The 17833-nt window shown below is 64.2% G+C and carries 20 protein-coding genes; 18 read left to right on the forward strand and 2 right to left on the reverse strand.

The window, feature by feature from the left end; genetic code table 11:
• The first annotated feature begins 27 nt into the window (after positions 1-27).
• From ACQY5G_RS07235 to ACQY5G_RS07260, 6 genes are all read left to right on the forward strand, one after another.
• Entirely contained in the window at positions 28-255 is a 228-nt protein-coding gene (locus ACQY5G_RS07235; protein WP_428278379.1) for an AbrB/MazE/SpoVT family DNA-binding domain-containing protein, read from the forward strand.
• Between the two features lie 191 nt (positions 256-446).
• Positions 447-1592: a hypothetical protein gene (locus ACQY5G_RS07240; protein ID WP_428278381.1), complete on the forward strand. Its 1146-nt coding sequence runs from the start codon at positions 447-449 to the stop codon at positions 1590-1592.
• Between the two features lie 94 nt (positions 1593-1686).
• Positions 1687-2274, forward strand: a complete 588-nt coding sequence (locus ACQY5G_RS07245; RefSeq protein WP_428278383.1) for an RNA polymerase sigma factor — start codon at positions 1687-1689, stop codon at positions 2272-2274.
• A complete protein-coding gene (locus tag ACQY5G_RS07250) occupies positions 2267-2725 on the forward strand; it encodes a hypothetical protein (protein ID WP_428278384.1) in 459 nt (152 codons plus the stop codon). The genes ACQY5G_RS07245 and ACQY5G_RS07250 overlap by 8 nt, the downstream gene beginning before the upstream one ends.
• Positions 2725-3279 carry a hypothetical protein gene (locus ACQY5G_RS07255; protein ID WP_428278386.1) on the forward strand — a complete coding sequence of 185 codons (555 nt, stop codon included), beginning with the start codon at positions 2725-2727 and terminating at the stop codon, positions 3277-3279. Before ACQY5G_RS07250 ends, ACQY5G_RS07255 begins: the two co-directional genes overlap by 1 nt.
• A 69-nt stretch (positions 3280-3348) precedes the next feature.
• Positions 3349-5367 carry a redoxin domain-containing protein gene (locus ACQY5G_RS07260; RefSeq protein ID WP_428278388.1) on the forward strand — a complete coding sequence of 673 codons (2019 nt, stop codon included), beginning with the start codon at positions 3349-3351 and terminating at the stop codon, positions 5365-5367.
• A 7-nt stretch (positions 5368-5374) separates the two neighbouring features.
• On the opposite strand, the gene ACQY5G_RS07265 is transcribed toward ACQY5G_RS07260, so the two are convergent.
• Entirely contained in the window at positions 5375-5803 is a 429-nt protein-coding gene (locus tag ACQY5G_RS07265; RefSeq protein ID WP_428278390.1) for a hypothetical protein, read from the reverse strand.
• 241 nt (positions 5804-6044) lie between these two features.
• Between ACQY5G_RS07265 and ACQY5G_RS07270 the strand changes: the two genes are divergently transcribed.
• The 11 genes from ACQY5G_RS07270 (at position 6045) to ACQY5G_RS07320 (ending at position 16447) form a co-directional block, all read left to right on the forward strand.
• The gene (locus ACQY5G_RS07270; RefSeq protein WP_419860896.1) at positions 6045-6422 is read left to right on the forward strand and encodes a hypothetical protein; all 378 of its coding nucleotides are present in this window, start codon (positions 6045-6047) and stop codon (positions 6420-6422) included.
• Between the two features lie 119 nt (positions 6423-6541).
• The gene (locus ACQY5G_RS07275; protein ID WP_428278392.1) at positions 6542-8065 is read left to right on the forward strand and encodes an AAA family ATPase; all 1524 of its coding nucleotides are present in this window, start codon (positions 6542-6544) and stop codon (positions 8063-8065) included.
• Positions 8058-8543, forward strand: a complete 486-nt coding sequence (locus tag ACQY5G_RS07280) for a hypothetical protein (protein ID WP_428278394.1) — start codon at positions 8058-8060, stop codon at positions 8541-8543. Before ACQY5G_RS07275 ends, ACQY5G_RS07280 begins: the two co-directional genes overlap by 8 nt.
• A gap of 90 nt (positions 8544-8633) precedes the next feature.
• The gene (locus tag ACQY5G_RS07285; RefSeq protein ID WP_428278396.1) at positions 8634-10949 is read left to right on the forward strand and encodes a DPP IV N-terminal domain-containing protein; all 2316 of its coding nucleotides are present in this window, start codon (positions 8634-8636) and stop codon (positions 10947-10949) included.
• 150 nt (positions 10950-11099) lie between these two features.
• Positions 11100-11615, forward strand: a complete 516-nt coding sequence (locus ACQY5G_RS07290) for a hypothetical protein (RefSeq protein WP_428278398.1) — start codon at positions 11100-11102, stop codon at positions 11613-11615.
• A 339-nt stretch (positions 11616-11954) separates the two neighbouring features.
• Positions 11955-12257 (forward strand): hypothetical protein, encoded by a 303-nt coding sequence (locus ACQY5G_RS07295; protein WP_428278400.1) that lies wholly within the window; start codon positions 11955-11957, stop codon positions 12255-12257.
• Positions 12254-12625, forward strand: a complete 372-nt coding sequence (locus tag ACQY5G_RS07300) for a helix-turn-helix domain-containing protein (RefSeq protein ID WP_428278402.1) — start codon at positions 12254-12256, stop codon at positions 12623-12625. The genes ACQY5G_RS07295 and ACQY5G_RS07300 overlap by 4 nt, the downstream gene beginning before the upstream one ends.
• Positions 12626-12807: 182 nt before the next feature.
• The gene (locus ACQY5G_RS07305) at positions 12808-13515 is read left to right on the forward strand and encodes an ImmA/IrrE family metallo-endopeptidase (RefSeq protein ID WP_428278404.1); all 708 of its coding nucleotides are present in this window, start codon (positions 12808-12810) and stop codon (positions 13513-13515) included.
• A 31-nt stretch (positions 13516-13546) separates the two neighbouring features.
• Entirely contained in the window at positions 13547-14362 is an 816-nt protein-coding gene (locus tag ACQY5G_RS07310; protein WP_428278406.1) for a thymidylate synthase, read from the forward strand.
• Between the two features lie 173 nt (positions 14363-14535).
• The gene (locus ACQY5G_RS07315) at positions 14536-15540 is read left to right on the forward strand and encodes a nucleotide kinase domain-containing protein (RefSeq protein ID WP_428278407.1); all 1005 of its coding nucleotides are present in this window, start codon (positions 14536-14538) and stop codon (positions 15538-15540) included.
• Positions 15530-16447, forward strand: a complete 918-nt coding sequence (locus ACQY5G_RS07320; RefSeq protein ID WP_428278409.1) for a nucleoside triphosphate pyrophosphohydrolase family protein — start codon at positions 15530-15532, stop codon at positions 16445-16447. Before ACQY5G_RS07315 ends, ACQY5G_RS07320 begins: the two co-directional genes overlap by 11 nt.
• Here ACQY5G_RS07320 and acpS read toward each other — a convergent pair.
• On the reverse strand, positions 16420-16833 hold the full coding sequence (acpS, locus tag ACQY5G_RS07325; RefSeq protein WP_428278411.1) for a holo-ACP synthase: 414 nt from the start codon (positions 16831-16833) through the stop codon (positions 16420-16422). The two genes, ACQY5G_RS07320 and acpS, sit on opposite strands and share 28 nt — an antisense overlap.
• A 136-nt stretch (positions 16834-16969) precedes the next feature.
• Between acpS and ACQY5G_RS07330 the strand changes: the two genes are divergently transcribed.
• Positions 16970-17671, forward strand: coding sequence for a dCTP deaminase domain-containing protein (locus tag ACQY5G_RS07330; protein WP_428278413.1), 702 nt, complete (start codon positions 16970-16972; stop codon positions 17669-17671).
• The last annotated feature ends 162 nt before the right edge of the window (positions 17672-17833 follow it).

Consider the following 17833-nt stretch of genomic DNA (forward strand, 5'->3'; position numbering starts at 1 on the left):
CGACGAGGATGCTACTTGGAGGGATTCATGGTTCGAAGGGTGAAACTGAGGCGAATGGGCGGGTCCGTGGGGGCCACGCTGCCCAGGGACATGACTGAACGCCTCCACCTCGAGGCGGGCGACGAAGTGCTGGCCGTCGAGACGGCGAACGGGATCCTGCTGAGCCCCTACGATCCGGATGTGGACGAGGGACTCGCGATCGCGGTGGAGGCCGAGAAGCGGTACCGGAGGGCGCTGAAAGAACTCGCGACGTGACGCAGCCGGATGCGCTTGCCGACTGGTTCCGCTCGCGAGCCGAGCCGCAGCGCGGGTGAGGTAAACGCGACGCAACTCTCTCGGGTCGAATCTGTGTCTCCAGTCGGAGATCGCTGTTCCCTGTCCACACCTCCCCGCGGGGCGACATGCACCGAACCAGCTTCGGTCTTCCAGGCGGCGGCGTACTCCTCTTGACCCTCTCGACTCTCGCAGCGCCGCCGCTCGCCGGCCAGGAGGTGGTCGAGAGCGCGGCCCCGCGCGATGCGGACCTGACGCTGGCGGAGGAGCCGCTGGCGCGGATCGGGATCGTCGACGGTCCGCTCGAGTACATCTTCGGCAACGTGACGGGCGCGGTCCGGCTCGAAGACGGCAGCATCGTCGTCGCGGACGAACAGAGCGGCAACCTCCGCAGATACGACGCGAACGGGCGCCACGTCTGGACCAGTGGACGGTCGGGCGAGGGTCCGGGCGAGTACGAGGGGCTCCGGCTTCTCCGAAGCTGTCCCGGGGCGCCGCTCACGGTCTTCGACTGGAATCTGGACCGCATCACCGAGCTGGATCTCGATGGCAACGTACTCGCGACGCGTTCGCTCCTTGCGGTCGGCGTACGCCCTTACTCCGGCCTCGTCTGCGCACCCGACGGGCGCCTCGTGTACAAGCCGTGGCCGGACGACCTGGGTGCGAGCTACGAGGAGGACCTGGCCGAGGGGGACTTCTATCGGTGGAACACCGCCCTCATGTCGGCCGAGGGCGAGGATGTGGCCACCCTCCGCTCGGGGATCCCGGGTGCCGAGCGCATCTTCGTTCAGCCTGGGAGCAGCGGTCCTCGGCAGTGGGGGAAGGACGTGGTGTATGCGCCCGTCGGGACAGGGGTGTGGTACGGAACGGCCGACGACTACGAACTCGAGCACCTCGACTGGACGGGCCGGGTCACCCGCATCGCCCGCTGGGGCGGCCCCGACCTCGCCGTCACCGACGAGCAGGTGCAGCGGTACGGCGAAGCCTGGGCGCGCACCTACGACGACCCCGAGAGCCGTCGGCGCTTCGAGCGCGACACTTGGCCGGACTGGCGGGATGACCTGCCGGAGCGGCTGCCGGCGTACGAGGCCCTCTTCGCCCTGCCGGACGGCGGCCTGTGGGTCAAGACCTTCCGCTGGCACGCGACCGGCGAGGAACTGCACCTGCTGGATGCGAACGGCGTGTGGCTTCGCCGCCTCACGTTCCCTCGCGGCGCGGCCGTCTTGGACATCGGTGCCGACTGGGTGCTCCTCAGCCAGCGCAACGAACTCGACATCCCCACCGTGGCCCTCTACGAAGTGGTGGAGACCGGCGGCTGACGGCGAAGTGACGCCCGCAGCACGGTAAACGCCCCTACCTTCAACGCCGTCTCACTTCTCGAAACGACCCAAGGAGGAAGGGACCGGGGGCGCCATGCTCTCCGACCGAGAGATCCTGGATCTGGCCGAACGGGCCGGGAAGGGAGAGCGAGGGGCACGCGAGAGGCTGGCGGGCGCTCTCCGCCCCCTGGTCTGCCGGTGGGCCCTGATCATGACCGGCGATCCGGATGACGCGGAGGATGTCGCGCAGCTCGTCCTGATGAAGGCGCTGAACTCGATCGCGAGCTTCGATGGCCGCTCCCGGGTGACGAGTTGGGTCTACCGGATCACGCGGAACGCGAGCCTGGATCACCAGCGGGCGAAGCGGCGGGAGCAGCGGTTGACGGAGAAGGCGGAGTGGTTCGCCGAGGCGCAGGCGCCCGAGTTGGAGGATCCGCTCGATGAGATCGAGCTGAAGCGAACGCTGCGACTGATTCGGGCTCTTGTGACGGAGTTGCCCATGATGCAGCGGGAGGTCTTCGATCTGGTGGACCTGCAGGGGCTGAGACCGAAGGAGGCGGCGCGGCTGCTGGGGATGAACCCGAACACGTTGCGCGTCCACCTCCTTCGCGCGCGGCGCAGGATGCGGAAGGAGATGTTGGCGCAACCCGGGGGGACGGAGACCAGGGGGAACGATGGCTGAGCGTGACGACAGGCCGAGACGTCCGGAGGATGGCAGCGAGGCAGCCGTCCGCTCGGACGCGAGGCAGCGGGACGCCGACCGAATTGCCCGGGACGGACGGAACATGCATGCCGTCCTGTCGGCGCTGGCGAACGAGGTGAGCGAACGCCTCCCCGACCCGATGGTTGATCCCGCCACCCCTGTGCATGACGCGACGGCCCCCTCGGCCCACGAGCGCCGGCAACCCTCGTGGAAGTGGACTGCGGGTCCGCTCGCGGCGGCTGCGGTCGTAGCGGCCCTGCTTCTGTTGCCCACAGGCGCCATCGAAGAAGTCGGCGTCCCCGCAGCGTCCCCCCCGCGAAGCATGGTGAGCGAGTTGGATGTGGAGGCCGACAGGCCGTTCGTAGTCTTTCCCACGAACGACCCCGACATCGCCGTCGTATGGCTGTTGAGTCCTGAGGAGAGCGACTGATGATCGACAAGATCGCGAAGATGCGCAGGAAGAGTCTCCGATTCGCCCTGATTATGGCGCTGGCCCTCGGCCCGCTTCCTGGAGTCGCGGGCGCGCAGGAGCGTGAGGACGCCGCGGAGACCGTCCAGAACGTGCAGCTCGTCTTTCACCTCGTAGAGGCCGACGGTTTCACCGACAACGACCCCGAGATCAGCGACGTCGTGAGCGAACTCAGGAAGCTGTTCAACTTCCAGGGATACCGGCTTCTGTCGACTTCGGTGCTGAACATCGGTCTGTCATATTTCTTCCCCGGCACGGTCACCGGGAGCGGGCGCCAGAGAATCGCCCTGGACGATTCCCGGACGCCGTTGGCGATCAGTGCGGAGGTGCGTGCGCGCCGTACCCAGGGGACCGTGCGCGCCACGGTGACCCTCACGGACATGGTGCCGTTACCTCTTCTCGAAGCATCGGTCACGATGCGCGACGGCCAGAGGGTAGTGCTGGGATCGGCTCGCCGATCCGCGGACGCGCCCGTGCTCATCCTGATCGTGACACCAAGCATCGATCCGACGTGATCAGCGCTTCCCGGGACCCGTCCCGGCACCGCCGGGCAAGGCGTCTCGAAAGGCCACAGGAGTGAATCCATGAGATGGCACCTGACCCTCACGGCGTTGGGTCTGTCGGTCCTGACCGGTTGCGGCGACGCCCGTTCGCACGCGGAACTGATCGCCGACGCGGCCGCCGACATGGGAGCGATCGAGTTCGAGCGCGCCATGGCCCGCTATGATTCGGCGCGCGCCGCAGCGCCCGATGAGACAGATGCACACCGGCAGTACGCCACGCTGGCCAGCTACTTCAGCCTGCATGCGGAAGCCGCGCGGGCCTGGGAGCGGGTGCTCGAATTGGAACGCGGCGATTCCGCCGCCTGGGAAGGCTACATCCACGATCTTCGCTGGGCCGGCATCTTCGAAACCGATCGGAGATACGGGGAGGAAATCCTCCGGATCCTCCCCGAGGCGCTAAGCCGCGCGCCGGACCGGCCCGTCATCTACAACGAAGCACAGGACGCGGCCGAGGACCTCGGCCAGCTGGACGCGTACGGAGCGATCCTCGCCGAGGCGCGGGCGATGCGGCCGGATGACCAGATCCTGCTCGGCGCCGCGGATGCGCTCCGCGTCGCCCTCGCCGAACGGGAGGAAGGCGATCGAGGCCAGGTCGTGAGGGATTCGGTCGGGGCCGCGCTCGACGCGCTCGCGGCCGAGGCCGAAGGCGACCCGGACGTCGCGGCTCCGGTGCTGTACCGGCTCGCGGCGGGATACGACTTCAAACTTCTCCGGCGGGAAGAGGACGCGGACCGCTGGCTGGAGCGCCTCGAGGCGGCGCCCGACCGTGGCGTGTTGGCGGACGATCCGCGGTACTGGGACCTGACGACGGACTTCAACATGGCCCGGCTGGGGTATGCGGATAGTACGGTCGACATGTCGCGCCTCGTCGCCGAGGGGTTGAAGTCGCCGGATCTCGGGAGACGCGGCGCGTGGGTGGACCGCAACCACACGGTTGTGACGCGGAGTGCGCTCGCTTCAATAGCCGGCGATGCGCCGAGCAGCCGGACCGTGTGGGGCGCGGCGACCGTCGCGGCGGAACCGCCGCATGCGCCGCTCGAACCGGAGGTGTCCGGGCCGCTGCTCGATGCCTCGATCGACGTGGTCCGCTGGAGGAAGGGCGTGTTCTCGGCGCTCCGCGGCCTGCTCTACTTCGGGATCGAGCCGCGGGCCGTGCTCGAGGCGGCGCTCGCGATCGAGGAAGACCTGCGAGCCCACAGTCCCGGATACCTGTATCCCGGCCTCAGGGGCGACGCGCGGGAGCGGTCGCGACAGGACTATATCGACGTGGCCCGCATCCTCCAAGCCCGCGCGCTCGCGCAACTCGGGGAGATCGGAGCGGCCGGCGAGCTGTTCGAGCAGTTGGCGAATGAGTCGAGGGATGCCAACACGCTGGGAGAGTACGGACGCCATCTCCTGCGTACGGACCGGCCGGCCGAGGCACTGGACGCCTTCGTGGAGGCGCTGGCATTCGGCGGGTCCCGGTACGAGCCCCTCGCGGACGAAGCGGCCGCAGCCGCCGGCCTCTCACCGGAGACGGTCGAAGAGCGGTTCGCCGTGCGCCGTCCCATCGTGGAGGAGGAGATGGAGCGGCGGGAACTCGGCCGGCGCATCGACCGCGAAGCGCCGCAGTTCGCGCTCGCCGATCAGGACGGAACCGAATGGCGGCTGGGCGACCTCGAGGGGAAGATCGTCGTGCTCAAGTTCTGGGCGACGTGGTGCGGCCCGTGCCTCGAGGAGTTCCCGCACTTCGTCGAACTCCTGAAGATCTACGAAGACGACGACGATGTCGTGTTCCTCACCGTCGCAACCGCGGGATCTCCCCGCGAGCAGGTGGCGCAGCAGATCGAGGACGGCGGCTTCACGTTCCCCGTCCTGTTCGACGAGCAGGGGCTCGCCCTGGACTACGAGATCCTCGGCTATCCGACGACGTTCTATCTGGATCAGGCCGGAACGATCCAGTTCAAGCGCGAGGGTTTCGAGGAGTCCGGCTACGAGGAAGGCGTCGCCCGCCGCATCGACGCCCTCCGCGGCGAGGTTGACGCGTCCGCTACGCCTTGACGGAGCCTCACTCCTCGGCAGCCTCTCTACGGCGCTCCGCGAGGAACGCATCCACGACGCTTCCATCCGTCCGCTTCCTGCGCCGGGCAAGCTCCTGGTAGCGACGGATGGCACCATCGGTCCCGCTCGCACCGAGCGTGTGCCCCGATTCGGGCAGGCGGCGCTCGGGTAGCGGGGGGGCGGGATCCATCTCCAGCACCACATGCCAATAGGCCCACGAGCGCGCGTCGAACACGCCGGGGTGGGCCTGCCTCAGGGCCTTCCTGAAATCATCGTCGTCGTAATGGACCCGGGCCACCCGGATGTCCTCGACCGTGCCCCACGTCATGACGTGGTTGAGGAAGAACACCGGGTCGCGCAGCGTCTCTTCCGGCGGCTTGAACCAGACCATGCGTTTGGCCACGCGCAGAAGCTCTGCGCGCAACGGATCCGTCATGACATGCCCCCCTCGCAGTCTCCCCCCGGTTCATTCACGGCCAGCCCGAGGTCGATTCCCTGAAGGCCGTTACTAAAATCTACCCGCTTGGCGCACCACCGAACAATTTGCCTCCGACCCCCGAATGGGACATGTAGACCGTCGTCGCCTACGAAACTGGTCGGACACGGCGGTTGAGGGCACGTTGAGAGTCCGACGCAGAGTTGGGGCGGTGAGGGACTCTCAGGGAGGAGGTCGGACGATGATCGCCACGATTACCAAGGACAACCTGCCCGAAATCAGGGAGCTGCTCCAGCGGATGGTGCGGGAGACGTTCCCGGAGGTCACGTTCACGGACATCTGGATTCGGGGACGCGAGTCGTGGTATGGCGATGAGGTCGTGGATATCTGGTCCGTGTACGAGGGAGAGGTGGGCCAGATCGACCCGGCCGTCAGGAACCGGTTCGGCGTGCGGGTCATCGATGCGCTGCGGGACCGAGGGATCGCGGCTTCACCCGTGACGCGCTTCATAACGAAGTCCGACGTGGGAGACAGAGTCCCCGAAGGCTTCGATCTCGAAGATCTCGGCCGGGAGGCCGCCTCCAGTTGGGCATGGGTGTCCGCCATCGGGCCAACGTAGGATACGTCCGGTGAGCAGCGGCGCTTGGGGGCCATGGGGCGGTCGGTTACGTTCGTCTCGCTCGAATCGAGGTTAGGAGAGCGTATGTTGATCGGCATGAACAGCTTGGCTGCAGGCAGATGAACGAGGACCCGCTACCCAGCACACCGGGGGACTTCCGCCTGGAGGCGAGCAACCTCGGCCCCCTCGCCGAAGCTGCGGTCGATCTGCGCCCGCTTACCGTGTTCGTTGGACCCAGCAACACGGGAAAGTCCTACCTCGCGACGCTACTGTACGCTCTGCACCGTTCGTTCAGCGAGCGCTTTCCCGCGTCGCCAGTTGGCAGGGACCTCTTCACGCGGTTGATCTGGGGGGGAACGGATCTCGACGAGGCTACCTCCAGAGACCTGCGCGATTGGTTGTCGCGTGCCGAGGCCGAGGAGGGGGCGGCTCCCTTCCCGAGCTCCCTTGAATCGGCGGTCCGGCGCTCCATCGAGCAGCCCTTGGGCCTGGCCCAGGGCTTGGCCGACAAAGTGCGATGGTGTTTCGGAGTGGATTCCCTTGAGCGCCTGGTCCGTCACGGGCAGCGGGCCGCCACGCGCGTATCTCTTCGGATCCCGCGCCCGAGCAGTTCGGGCAACCTGGACTACCGATTCAACAGCCACAGCGACGACATCAGCCTTTCCGGGCGGATCGGTGGCCAACCATCGGTCTTCGGAGACTGCACGCCCGACAGCCTCGAGTCCGTCCTCAAAGAGATGCAGAATCCTCTCCTGAGTTTGGGTATGGTATCGGAACCCGGTGCGGACCGGGATCTGGATCGGCTGCTCCGCTTGCTGACCGTACGCGTCCGCCAATCGCTCCTGCATCCGTTTCAGCGGTCGGCCTACTATCTCCCGGCCGACCGGACGGGCGTGATGCACAGCCATCGAGTGGTTGTCAGTTCGCTGATTCGCAGCGCCGGGAGTGCGGGACTGAGGCCCACGGATGACCTGCCGCTGTTGCCCGGCGTGCTCGCCGACTTCCTGGATCAGCTGCTCACGCTGGGCCGTCCGCAGGCGCTCTTTCCCGCAGCCGCGGTCCGGCCATCGGAAACGATCCAGCCGCTCGCCGAGCGCTTCGAGCAGGCGGTCCTGCGAGGAGCGGTCCGCACGGATTCGACTGCGGCGAACTATCCGGAGTTTCTCTACCGTCCGGCCGGTTGGCGGCGCGATCTGCCTCTGACACAGGCGTCGTCCATGGTGTCGGAGCTGGCGCCGATCGTTCTCTATCTGCGCCACCTGGTGCGTCTTGGAGATGTGCTGATCATCGAGGAGCCCGAGGCTCACTTGCATCCAGCGATGCAGGTGGAAGTCACGCGCCGCCTCGCGGAGCTGGTGGAGGCCGGGGTCCGCATCGTGATCACTACTCACAGCGAGTGGGTCCTGGAGGAGCTGGCCAATCTGATTCGCCTGTCACAGGTGGACGACCGCCGTGAACCCGCCTTGCACCCGGATCGAGTGGGAGTGTGGCGGTTTCATCCGCCGGAAGAAAAGGACGGAGCGAGCGTCACGGAGATCGAGATGGGCGATGCCGGGCTCTTTGAAGCGGGCTACGAGCAGGTAGCGATGGAAGTCCACAACAGGTGGGCCGACTTGGCGGGTCTCGCGAACAACGGTGGCTGAGGGGATCGTGCGTGCGGTGCAACAGCGGATCGATCCGGCGTGCGTGATTCACGGCCGTCTTGTGAAGGCGGGTTGCCGGATTTCCCTTCGGGACGCCCCCGTCCGTCGACTCGTATTGGATTTCGACAAACCTGAGGCGCCTTCCCGCCCCGGCGGCGGTCGATGCGATTTCCTCCTGGTTGCGGAGAATTACAAGAACAGCAACTGGGTTGCGCCCCTTGAGTGTAAGAAGGGAGCGCTGAACGCCTCGAAAGTAGTCAGGCAGCTTCGGGACGGTGCAGCCATCGCAGAGGACGTGGTTCCGTCCGAGCGAGACTTCGAGTTTCGTCCCATTGCCGCGGTCGGATCCGTACCGAAGTTGGAGAGATCACGGCTCAAAAAACCCGGAAATCTGATTGAGTGTCGTGGCAAGCGTGAGGCTGTGAGACTGATCAAGTGTGGCGACAGATTCGTCACGCGACTCACGAAACGAGAATAAACTCCAGGCTGGTCCATGCTCCGAACGTCGAAAATTCACTGTCGCTTCCGCGATGACCATCGCTTCCCTTCAGCGGGTCGTGCCCCGGCCTTGTCCGCCTTCTTGCTGTCGGCCGTCCTCTCGGCAGCCGCCTCCCCGGTTTCAGGTCAGGACGCGCCCGCCGCGCTGACGGCGGCGGACTACGAGCGGGCGGAGGGGCGGCTCGCGAGCCACACGAACCCGCTCGTGCTCGGGGCTTCCGTCATCCCTGTGTGGCTGGAGGATGGACGGTTCTGGTATCGGAACCGGTTCGAGGGCGGCACCGAGTATGTCGTCATCGATCCGGCCGCGGGCACGCGGGAGCGCGCTTTCGACCACGCGCGCATGGCCGCCGCGCTCTCGGCGGCGAGCGGCGAAGAACACACCGCCTTCGCGCTCCCATGGGGAGATCTCGCGCTCGAGGCCGGGTCGGTCCGCTTCGAGGCCGAGGTCGAAGGGGAGACGTACGCCTGCGGGCTCGACGCCGACCGCTGCGAGGCGGTCCCGTCGCCGGACGCCACGCCGGCTCGCCGCTTCGAGATCGTTTCGCCGGACGAGACGAAGGCGGCCTTCATCCGCGACCACAACCTGTGGCTCCGTGACCTGGACACGGGGGAGGAGACCCGACTCACGGAGGACGGGATCGAGGACTTCGGCTACGCGACGAACAACGCGGGCTGGGTGAAGAGCGACCGCCCCGTCCTCAAGTGGTCTCCCGACTCGCGCCGCATCGCGACCTTCCAGCATGACGCCCGCGGGGTGGGGATGATGTACATGGTCACGACCGAGGTCGGGCACCCCGAACTCGAGGCGTGGCGCTACCCGCTCCCGGAGGACTCCGTCATCTTCCGGATCCATCGGGTCGTGATCGACACGGAGGCCCCGGCGGAGAGCCGCGTCGTCCGCCTGGACATGCCCGCGGACCAGCACCGGTCCACGGTGTGCGACCACATCGCGTGCGGCGGGACATTTTCCGACGTGGAATGGAGCGCCGACGGCTCCCGGTTCGTTTTCGTCTCCAGTTCGCGCGATCACAAGCGGGCGCAGGTCCGCATCGCCGACGCGGGGACGGGCGAGGTCCGCGACCTGTTCGAGGAGGTCGTGGAGACGTTCTTCGAGTCCCACGCGAACTGGCGATATCTCTCCGCCTCCGACGAGATCCTCTGGTACTCGCAGCGCGACGACTGGGGACACCTCTACCTCTACGGCGCGGAGACCGGGGAACTGAAGCGGCAGGTGACGTCGGGCGCATGGCAGGTGGAGGACGTGGTGGCGGTCGACGCGGACGCACGCGAGGTCCTCTTCATGGGGAACGGGCGCGAGCCCGGCGATCCCTACTTCATGTACCTGTACCGCGCCGGTCTCGACGGCGGCGATGTCGCGCTGCTCACGCCCGACAGCGCGAACCACGTGGTCTGGCTCGCGCCGGACGGGGAGACGTTCGTCGATCAGTACTCCACGCCGACGATCCCGCCCGTGACCGTCGTCCGGGACATGGACGGCGACGTGGTGCAGACGGCCGAACGGGCCGACATCTCGCGCCTGGAGCGCGCCGGCTGGCGGCCGCCGATCCCCTTCACGGTGAAGGCCCGGGACGGGGAGACCGATCTGTACGGGCTGATGTTCCGGCCCTCCAACTTCGATCCGGGCGCGAGGTATCCCGTGATCAACTACCTGTATCCGGGACCGCAGAGCGGGAGCGTGGGGAGCCGAAACTTCCGCGCCGCCCACCGCGACCTGCAGTCCCTCGCCGAACTCGGGTTCGTCGTCATCGAACTCGACGCGATGGGGACGCCGCGGCGCTCGAAGACGTTCCAGGACGCGTATTACGGGAACATGGGCGACAACGGGCTCCCGGATCAGATCGCCGGCATCCGCCAACTCGCCGAGCGCCACCCCTGGATCGACATCGACCGGGTCGGGATCTACGGCCACTCCGGCGGCGGCTTCGCCTCCACCTCCGGGATCCTGCGCTACCCCGACTTCTACAAGGTCGCCGTCTCCCAGGCGGGGAACCACGACAACCGCAACTACGAGGATGACTGGGGAGAGAAGTACCAGGGGCTGCTCGAGGCGTACGCCGACGGCGCCACGAACTACGACAACCAGGCGAACCCGCTCGTGGCGGAGAACCTCAAGGGCAAGCTCCTCATCGCGCACGGCACGATGGACACGAACGTCCCGCACTCGAACACGATGCTCGTCGTCGACGCCCTCATCGCCGCGAACAAGGACTTCGACCTCCTCCTCTTCCCGAACCGCGGCCACGGCTTCGGCAACGAGCCCTACATGATGCGCCGCCGCTGGGACTACTTCGTCCGCCACCTCCTCGGCGCCGAGCCGCCCGCCGAATACGAGTTCGGCCGCCTCCAGCCCCTGGTGCCGTGAACAATTGTTGAAGTTGCGTCGCTCGTGCGGCTGGTGCGCAAGTCGGTCGGATCGCAGCACATGGTTCGATCGTCGACTGCAAGCACTTGGGGACGACGGGGCCTCGGATTCCGAATGTAGCAGGCCGACAAGAGGAGGAGGAACGGGAGCATGGACTGGATCGACATCATCGTTGGTGCCTTAGGCGGGGGCGGCATCGGTACCCTCATTAGCCGGATCTTGGATCGGCGAGCACAGCGGCGCCGGGACGAGATGCAAGCGCTACGCGAGGCTCGCACGCCACTCTACAAAGCACTCCTTAAGCCCTGGGCAGCAGCTCTCGCGGCCTCCCGGGCTGGGCGCGATCCAGTCCAAGCGGCAGGTTCGGCGAACTCGCCCGATTACCATCTCGCGTTGTTCGAGTTCGCGATCGTCGCCTCCGATGATCTCGTGCGTTCTTTCAGCAGACTGATGTTCGCCGCATCACTTTATGAGAATCTCCCAACCGGAACCACGATCCCCGACAACATGGAGACGCGCGAGAGTCTACTTGGTGACTTCATCTGGCATCTGCGAAGGGATCTAGGGCCCAGCAATACCCGACTCGAACGAGATGACGTGATTCGGGTCCTGCTCCCGAGCTCAGGAAACGCAGATCTCTCGGACATCTCAAAAGAACGGCCGTAGGAAGTCCGCTCAGGTCATTTCGATTCTTCTTGGTGACGTGACGCCGTCATGTGCCCATAGGTCCTTCCAACGGTTCGACCGGCCTCGGGCGTCGTCCCACGCGCTTGCCTTCCGACCAGCCCTCCGACTCACGGCACCGGGTCGTACGATCCGCGCGGCAACGCGCCAGCTCTGACGGCGTAGGACGGCCCAGGGAGCCGTCGGTGCCCATTATCGGCCGAGAGCGGATTCCGTACCGCCACGGAACCGACGCCGTTCGAAATCGAGGACAAACTCGCGGCGCTTGACAACGAGTGGTGGTACGATTTTATTACCGGAGGTAAGGTCAAGGAGGTGCTGATGAATCCCGTCACGCTAACAACAAAGCTGATCGCCGTGATCGGCCAGATTCAGGCCCATAGCGGCCTTGATTGCCCGCAGCTCACGGGTGCCACCAAGCCGGTCGGCAACGTCCCAGGATTCGATAGCAAGATATGGCCCGTTGCGACCACGATTCTTTCAAGCGAGATCGGTGCGCCGATCCCGAATGACGTGAACATCTTCGTGGACGAGACAACCAAACTGCCGCGCTCCATCGACGAGATCGCGGCATTCGTGTCCGAGTGGTTGAGGAAGCAGGCCAAGAAAGAGGGTGCGGAATGACCGAGATCGAAGCGGCCAAGCACGCCCTTATCGCAGAGCGCCTTAAGGAGGCGCGGAAACTGGCCGGCATCTCACAAGGCCATGTTGCCAGACTCCTCGGCATGCATCGGCCCTCCATCTCGGGAATGGAATCAGGCAACCGCCGGGTCTCCGCTACCGAAATCGCCCGCCTTGCCGAGATTTACGACGTAGATGTCGTTTGGTTGCTCGGCGAGGCGCCTGATACGCTCGATCCGCACGACTCCCGACTCGAACTTGCCGCCCGCGAACTCACGAAGCTCAAGCCAGATGACCTCAGCCGGTTACTCAAACTGCTCGCAGCCATGCGGGGTGACTCCTCTCCGGTCCCCGAGGGAGGCGACGGGTGACAAGCGTAGTTCACAGCACTAAACGCAGGTCGAATCGTCGTGTGCTTGCCACCCAGGCTATGCGGGCGGCGATCGCCACGCGAGCGAGAGCCAGTCTTGACCAACATAGTCCTATCTGCATTTATGGACTTTGCGAGACACTCGGTATCACGGTACGGTTCAACAGCATCAACATGGAGGGCATGTACCAACGCGGTGTGCCGCCACGCATTCACCTTTCGGCCTGCCGCCCGCTACCGCGTCGCGTCTTTAACTGCGCTCACGAACTCGGCCATCACGTCTTTGGTCACGGTTCGTCCATCGACGAGCTGCGTGACGACGCCAAGCAGCATCCATGGGAAGACCCCAAGGAGTTTATGGCTGACGCCTTCGCTGGTTTCATACTGCTGCCGACGCTGGGTTTGCGCCGAGCCTTCGCCACACGAGGGTGGGAGCCTGCGACGGCGACGGCAGTACAAATGTTCACCATTGCTTGCCATTTTGAAGTCGGCTACGAGACACTCGTCACGCATCTCTCTGCGGCCGTGAACATGGTCTCCGCGTCCCGCGCCGCAGCGCTCAAGCGCACCACACCGAAAGCCCTCCGCCGCGATATCCTTGGTGACTCAGTGTCGGAACCATTGATCGTTGTGGATCGCCATCGAGTCGGACAGACTCTCGATGTGGAAGTCAACATGCTCCTGTGTTTGCCGCCCGGCACGGTAACGACCGGCGATAGCCTCGAGTATCAGCGCACCCTCGTGAACGGCTCCCTGTTCCGAGCGGTGAGCCCCGGGATCGCTCGAGTGAGCGCCGCCAGTGATTCTTGGGCAACCTTCGTTCGCGTTGCGCCGGACGCCTATGTTGGCCTCGCTCGATACCGCCATCTGAGCGGCATCGCGGATGAGTAAGTTCGACGTGCCCCCTGTGCCCGAGCCCCTCATGATCGACGATGCCAATCTCTCAAGGGCTTGGTCGCGCCTCGTCCTCCACCTTCTCGACCGGGCCGGTACGGAGGTTTCGCCGTTGGTGTTGAGCATAACCGGTTTCGACGACAACGGTATGCCTCGCGAAGATTCGGCGGTGCGTCGAGCTCTCGATCAACTCCTCGAACAAAAGGGCTGCCTCAGCGTCGACGATGTCGCCTTCACGATCTTTCCGCAGCAGGTCTGGCAGTTGTCGCAGGGTGACCGCGCCCGCCTCTTTGAACTTTATCTGCAGACCTTCCCGCGGTGGCAGGCCATCAACAAGAGGGCCAACAATCGTGGCATGTACTTCCAGCGCTTGATCAGGTACGGTCGCGGGCCGTGCGATGGCAATCAATTGGAGTGGATCCTGTCACAGCACGCTTCTCGACACGGTGTCCGGCGTTCGATGCTGCAGGCAACTACATTCGACCCTGCCCGCGACCATGTCGCCAGCGCGCAACTAGGGTTCCCCTGCCTACAGCAGGTTAGCTTCGCACCGACCGCGGGCGGCCTCGCCGCCAACGCATTTTATGCTACGCAACAGGTATTCGACAAAGCTTACGGCAACTACCTTGGCCTCGCCCAGCTCGCGGCGTTTATGGCCAATCAAATGAATCTGCCATTAGTACGACTCACCGTTATGGTCGGCATCGCGAAGCTCGAGCGGATCACCAAGAGTGATCCCGCCCTACAGTCGCTTGCGACGGTCGCGCGAAGTGTTGTCTCGAATTCCGATGGGGCATCGGCGCCCGCATCGCAACGGCGGTCCGAGTGTCGCGCGGCATCGTGAGCAAGCAGGCACGCTCCAGGCGTCCCGCGAAGTGTTCTTGTGGCCCATCACGCCAGTCCGAGGCCGATACGGCTACCGCCGCGAGAGCGTGCCCAGCAACTGCGTCAACCCCAACAGTGTTGCGCCATCTAGCGCCAGCCCGCGTCTCCGAAGCGTATGAGAGCTATTGGCGCTTGGCTGCCGAACGGCAAGAGATCTTCTTTCGACGCGCCCGCGGTGAGCAGCGACCGTGGAGCGATAACTCAATTCTCACAACATACAAGTTCACCAACGCCTATCGGGCCTCGGATCGCGTGAGCCAATACCTTATCCGGCACGTCATCTATCGAAACGACCTGCCAGACTCGCCGCGCGAAGTGTGTTTTCGCATCCTGCTGTTTAAGCTGTTCAACAAGATTGCGACCTGGGAGTTGCTAGAACGCGAGTTCGGTGCGATCACTGTCGACGATTACTGCTTTAAACACTACGATGAGGTGCTAGGGCGGGCAATGCGAAAGGGACAGCGCATCTATTCGGCTGCTTACATCATGCCCCCGGGAGGCAGCGCGTTCGGTCGGCCAGCCAAGCATCAGAACCATCTTCTTCTGCTCGAATGCATGATGGCGGATAAGCTTCCTGAACGATTGGCGGAGACAAAAACGATGCAGGAGGGCTTTGAGAAACTGCGCGCGTATCCGACCATCGGAGATTTCCTCGCCTACCAGTTCATCACCGATATCAACTATAGCGAAGTGACCGATTATAGCGAGATGGAATTCGTCGTTGCGGGTCCCGGCGCTCGTGATGGACTACGGAAGTGCTTTACTGATCCGGGCGGCCTCAACGAACCGGAACTTATCCGATTAGTAGTAGATCTCCAGGAGCAAGAATTCGAACGGCTCGGGCTCGGTTTTCGCACGCTTTGGGGCCGGAGATTGCAACTGATCGACTGCCAGAATCTGTTTTGCGAAGTTGATAAATATGCGCGCGTGGCGCATCCGGAGATTGTAGGGTTGACTGGTCGCACTCGGATCAAACAGAGATTTAGACCCACTCAGACACCGATTGACCTATTCTATCCACCAAAATGGAAATTGAATGAGGAAATGCGGAGGGGTGCGGACGGGCGGTTGAGGGAACCCGAAACGTCGCGGAAGAACCGAACAGCGACACAAGAGGGGGAAAGCGATGGACTTTGATCACTACCAAAGGGAGGCCATGCGGACGGATCGAATCCCCCTGTCAGAGGGAGGGGACGATGGACGTGCCTTGATGATTCCGATGCTAGGGCTGGCTGGTGAAGCGGGGGAGCTCCTCAGTGAGTACAAGAAGCAGTTGCGCGACGGTGAGGCGCACGGGTTCTTCGAGGACCGCGTCTCGGAGGAGCTCGGCGATCTCCTGTGGTATATCGCCAACGTCGCAAGCAAGTGCAAGCTAGCGCTCAGCGAGATTGCGGCGGCGAATCTGTTGAAGGTGGAGGGGCGCTGGGGTAAGTCCCGGCCGGAGCCACTCTGCTTCGATGCGAAATTGCCGGAGGGGGAGCGGTTGCCGAGGCACTTCGAGGTTGAATTGATGGATGATGGAGACGACGACCGCAACAGGGTGCGGGTGTTGATCAACGGCAAACCGTTTGGTTCGGAGCTGACCGACAACGCCTATGACCCGGATGGCTACCGGTTCCACGATGTGTTTCACTTCGCGTATGCAGCAGTGCTCGGATGGTCGCCGATCACGCGGAGGTTGCTGCGGCGGAAGCGTAAGAGTCGCCCTGTGGTAGATGAAGTCGAGGACGGCGGGCGCGCTGCAGTGATTGAGGAAGGCATCGCGGCACTGATCTTCGTGTATGCGACGCGCCACCGGATGCTTGAGGGTGTCGGAGCACTCGACTTCCAGCTCCTGCGTACGGTGAAAGACATGACCTCACATCTGGAGGTGAAGCAGTGTACGACGGGGGAGTGGGAAGATGCGATCCTGCAAGGCTTCAAGGTATGGCGGGCCGTTGTTGCCGCCCGTGGCGGTCGCATCGCCGTTGATCTCGATCAGCGACGTATTGACTACCTCGGCCCCTCCGGGATCAATCAGTCGCGCTCGGAGCGATCATCATGACGCACGCCGCGAATCGCGACAGCGCTTGCCATGGCCATCGCACGGGTGTGGCTGATGCTCAACTGCCATGCTGTGATGCCCCGTTCGGTTGCAGCTTTCTTAGCACCCCCGGTGAGGCGGACCTGTGGCGGCCCGCCCCGGGCACGGTAGATGATAACGTCTGCGAACCCGATGCCAGCCCCGAACCCTGTTCCCATAGCTTTCAGGACAGCTTCCTTCGCGGCAAACCTGCCCGCCAGCCGTTCAACTCGGCCCGGCCCATCCCCCACCTCGTCGATTTCTTCCTGAACGAAGCAGCGCGGGATCAGCGGATCGCGCCGATCCTCGATCCAACATCGCAACTCGGCAACGTCAACAAGATCAACTCCGTGTCCAACGATGATCATTGCCGCTGCCCCTTCTCCAACATAGTAGTGCGCACGTCGTACCTCTTCATCTGCCGAGAGCTTCACATGTTAGCGTTTGAAGCTCACAGAGGTTCCCGACCGACAACGAAGACTCTAGGAACAAAGAGAATACGCCATGACCACACCTAAAGCGACCTTCTGGAGCGGCGAAACGTTGAGGGAGCGGCTGAACGGGTTGATCGAACCCTTCGTGCCGGATAATGTGGACTGTGCGGCCTACACCCTGTCAGTTGGATCCGAAGTGTATGTGTCGCCCAGCGATCAAGCCGTAGACCCACAAACGGTCACGGTTCGCCAACTCGATCCGGGGGAGGCCTTCGCTATCCCACCCGGTCAGTTCGCGTTCCTGCTGACCGAGGAAATCGTCACGGTTCCGGACGATGCTCTCGCCTTCATTTCAATCCGGGCGACGACCAAATTCCGCGGCCTGATCAACGTCTCAGGGTTCCATGTCGACCCGGGCTATCGCGGCCAGCTGACCTTCGCCGTCTTCAACGCCGGGCCGGTTTCTGTCCACCTCAGGCAGGGGAAGAAGATCTTTCTCATCTGGTACGCCAGCCTTGACCGGAAGACTAGCTCCAAGAAGGACGGCCAGGTCCATACAGGCATCGATACGGAACTGCCGACGCGTATAGCCGGTAAGTTGCAGTCCTTCGCAAGTCTGTCGACGAAGATCAAAGAGGTCGAGGAGGGACTCAGTACGCGCATCCATGCGGTCGAGAAGGCGCACGCATCCCTACGTGTCATCGGCAACATAGTGGTTGGCGTCGTAGTTGGAGTCGTGGTTGGCGTGCTAGTAGCCCTGATTGTACCATGACTGGATGAGGTCCGCCGCGCCCGCCGTGTTGTTTCTGTGGCGCAGCACGATGACGGTAACGAAGGCAGACGGTACGTCTGAATCGTTCGGATCTAGTTGTGGCGAGGGACGCTCGGCGTCCCGCCGCGCCGAGGCCGAGGGCCGACGTCTTAAGCCAATCGT

It is taken from the genome of Candidatus Palauibacter sp., from assembly GCF_965261555.1.
Lineage (GTDB): Bacteria > Gemmatimonadota > Gemmatimonadetes > Palauibacterales > Palauibacteraceae > Palauibacter.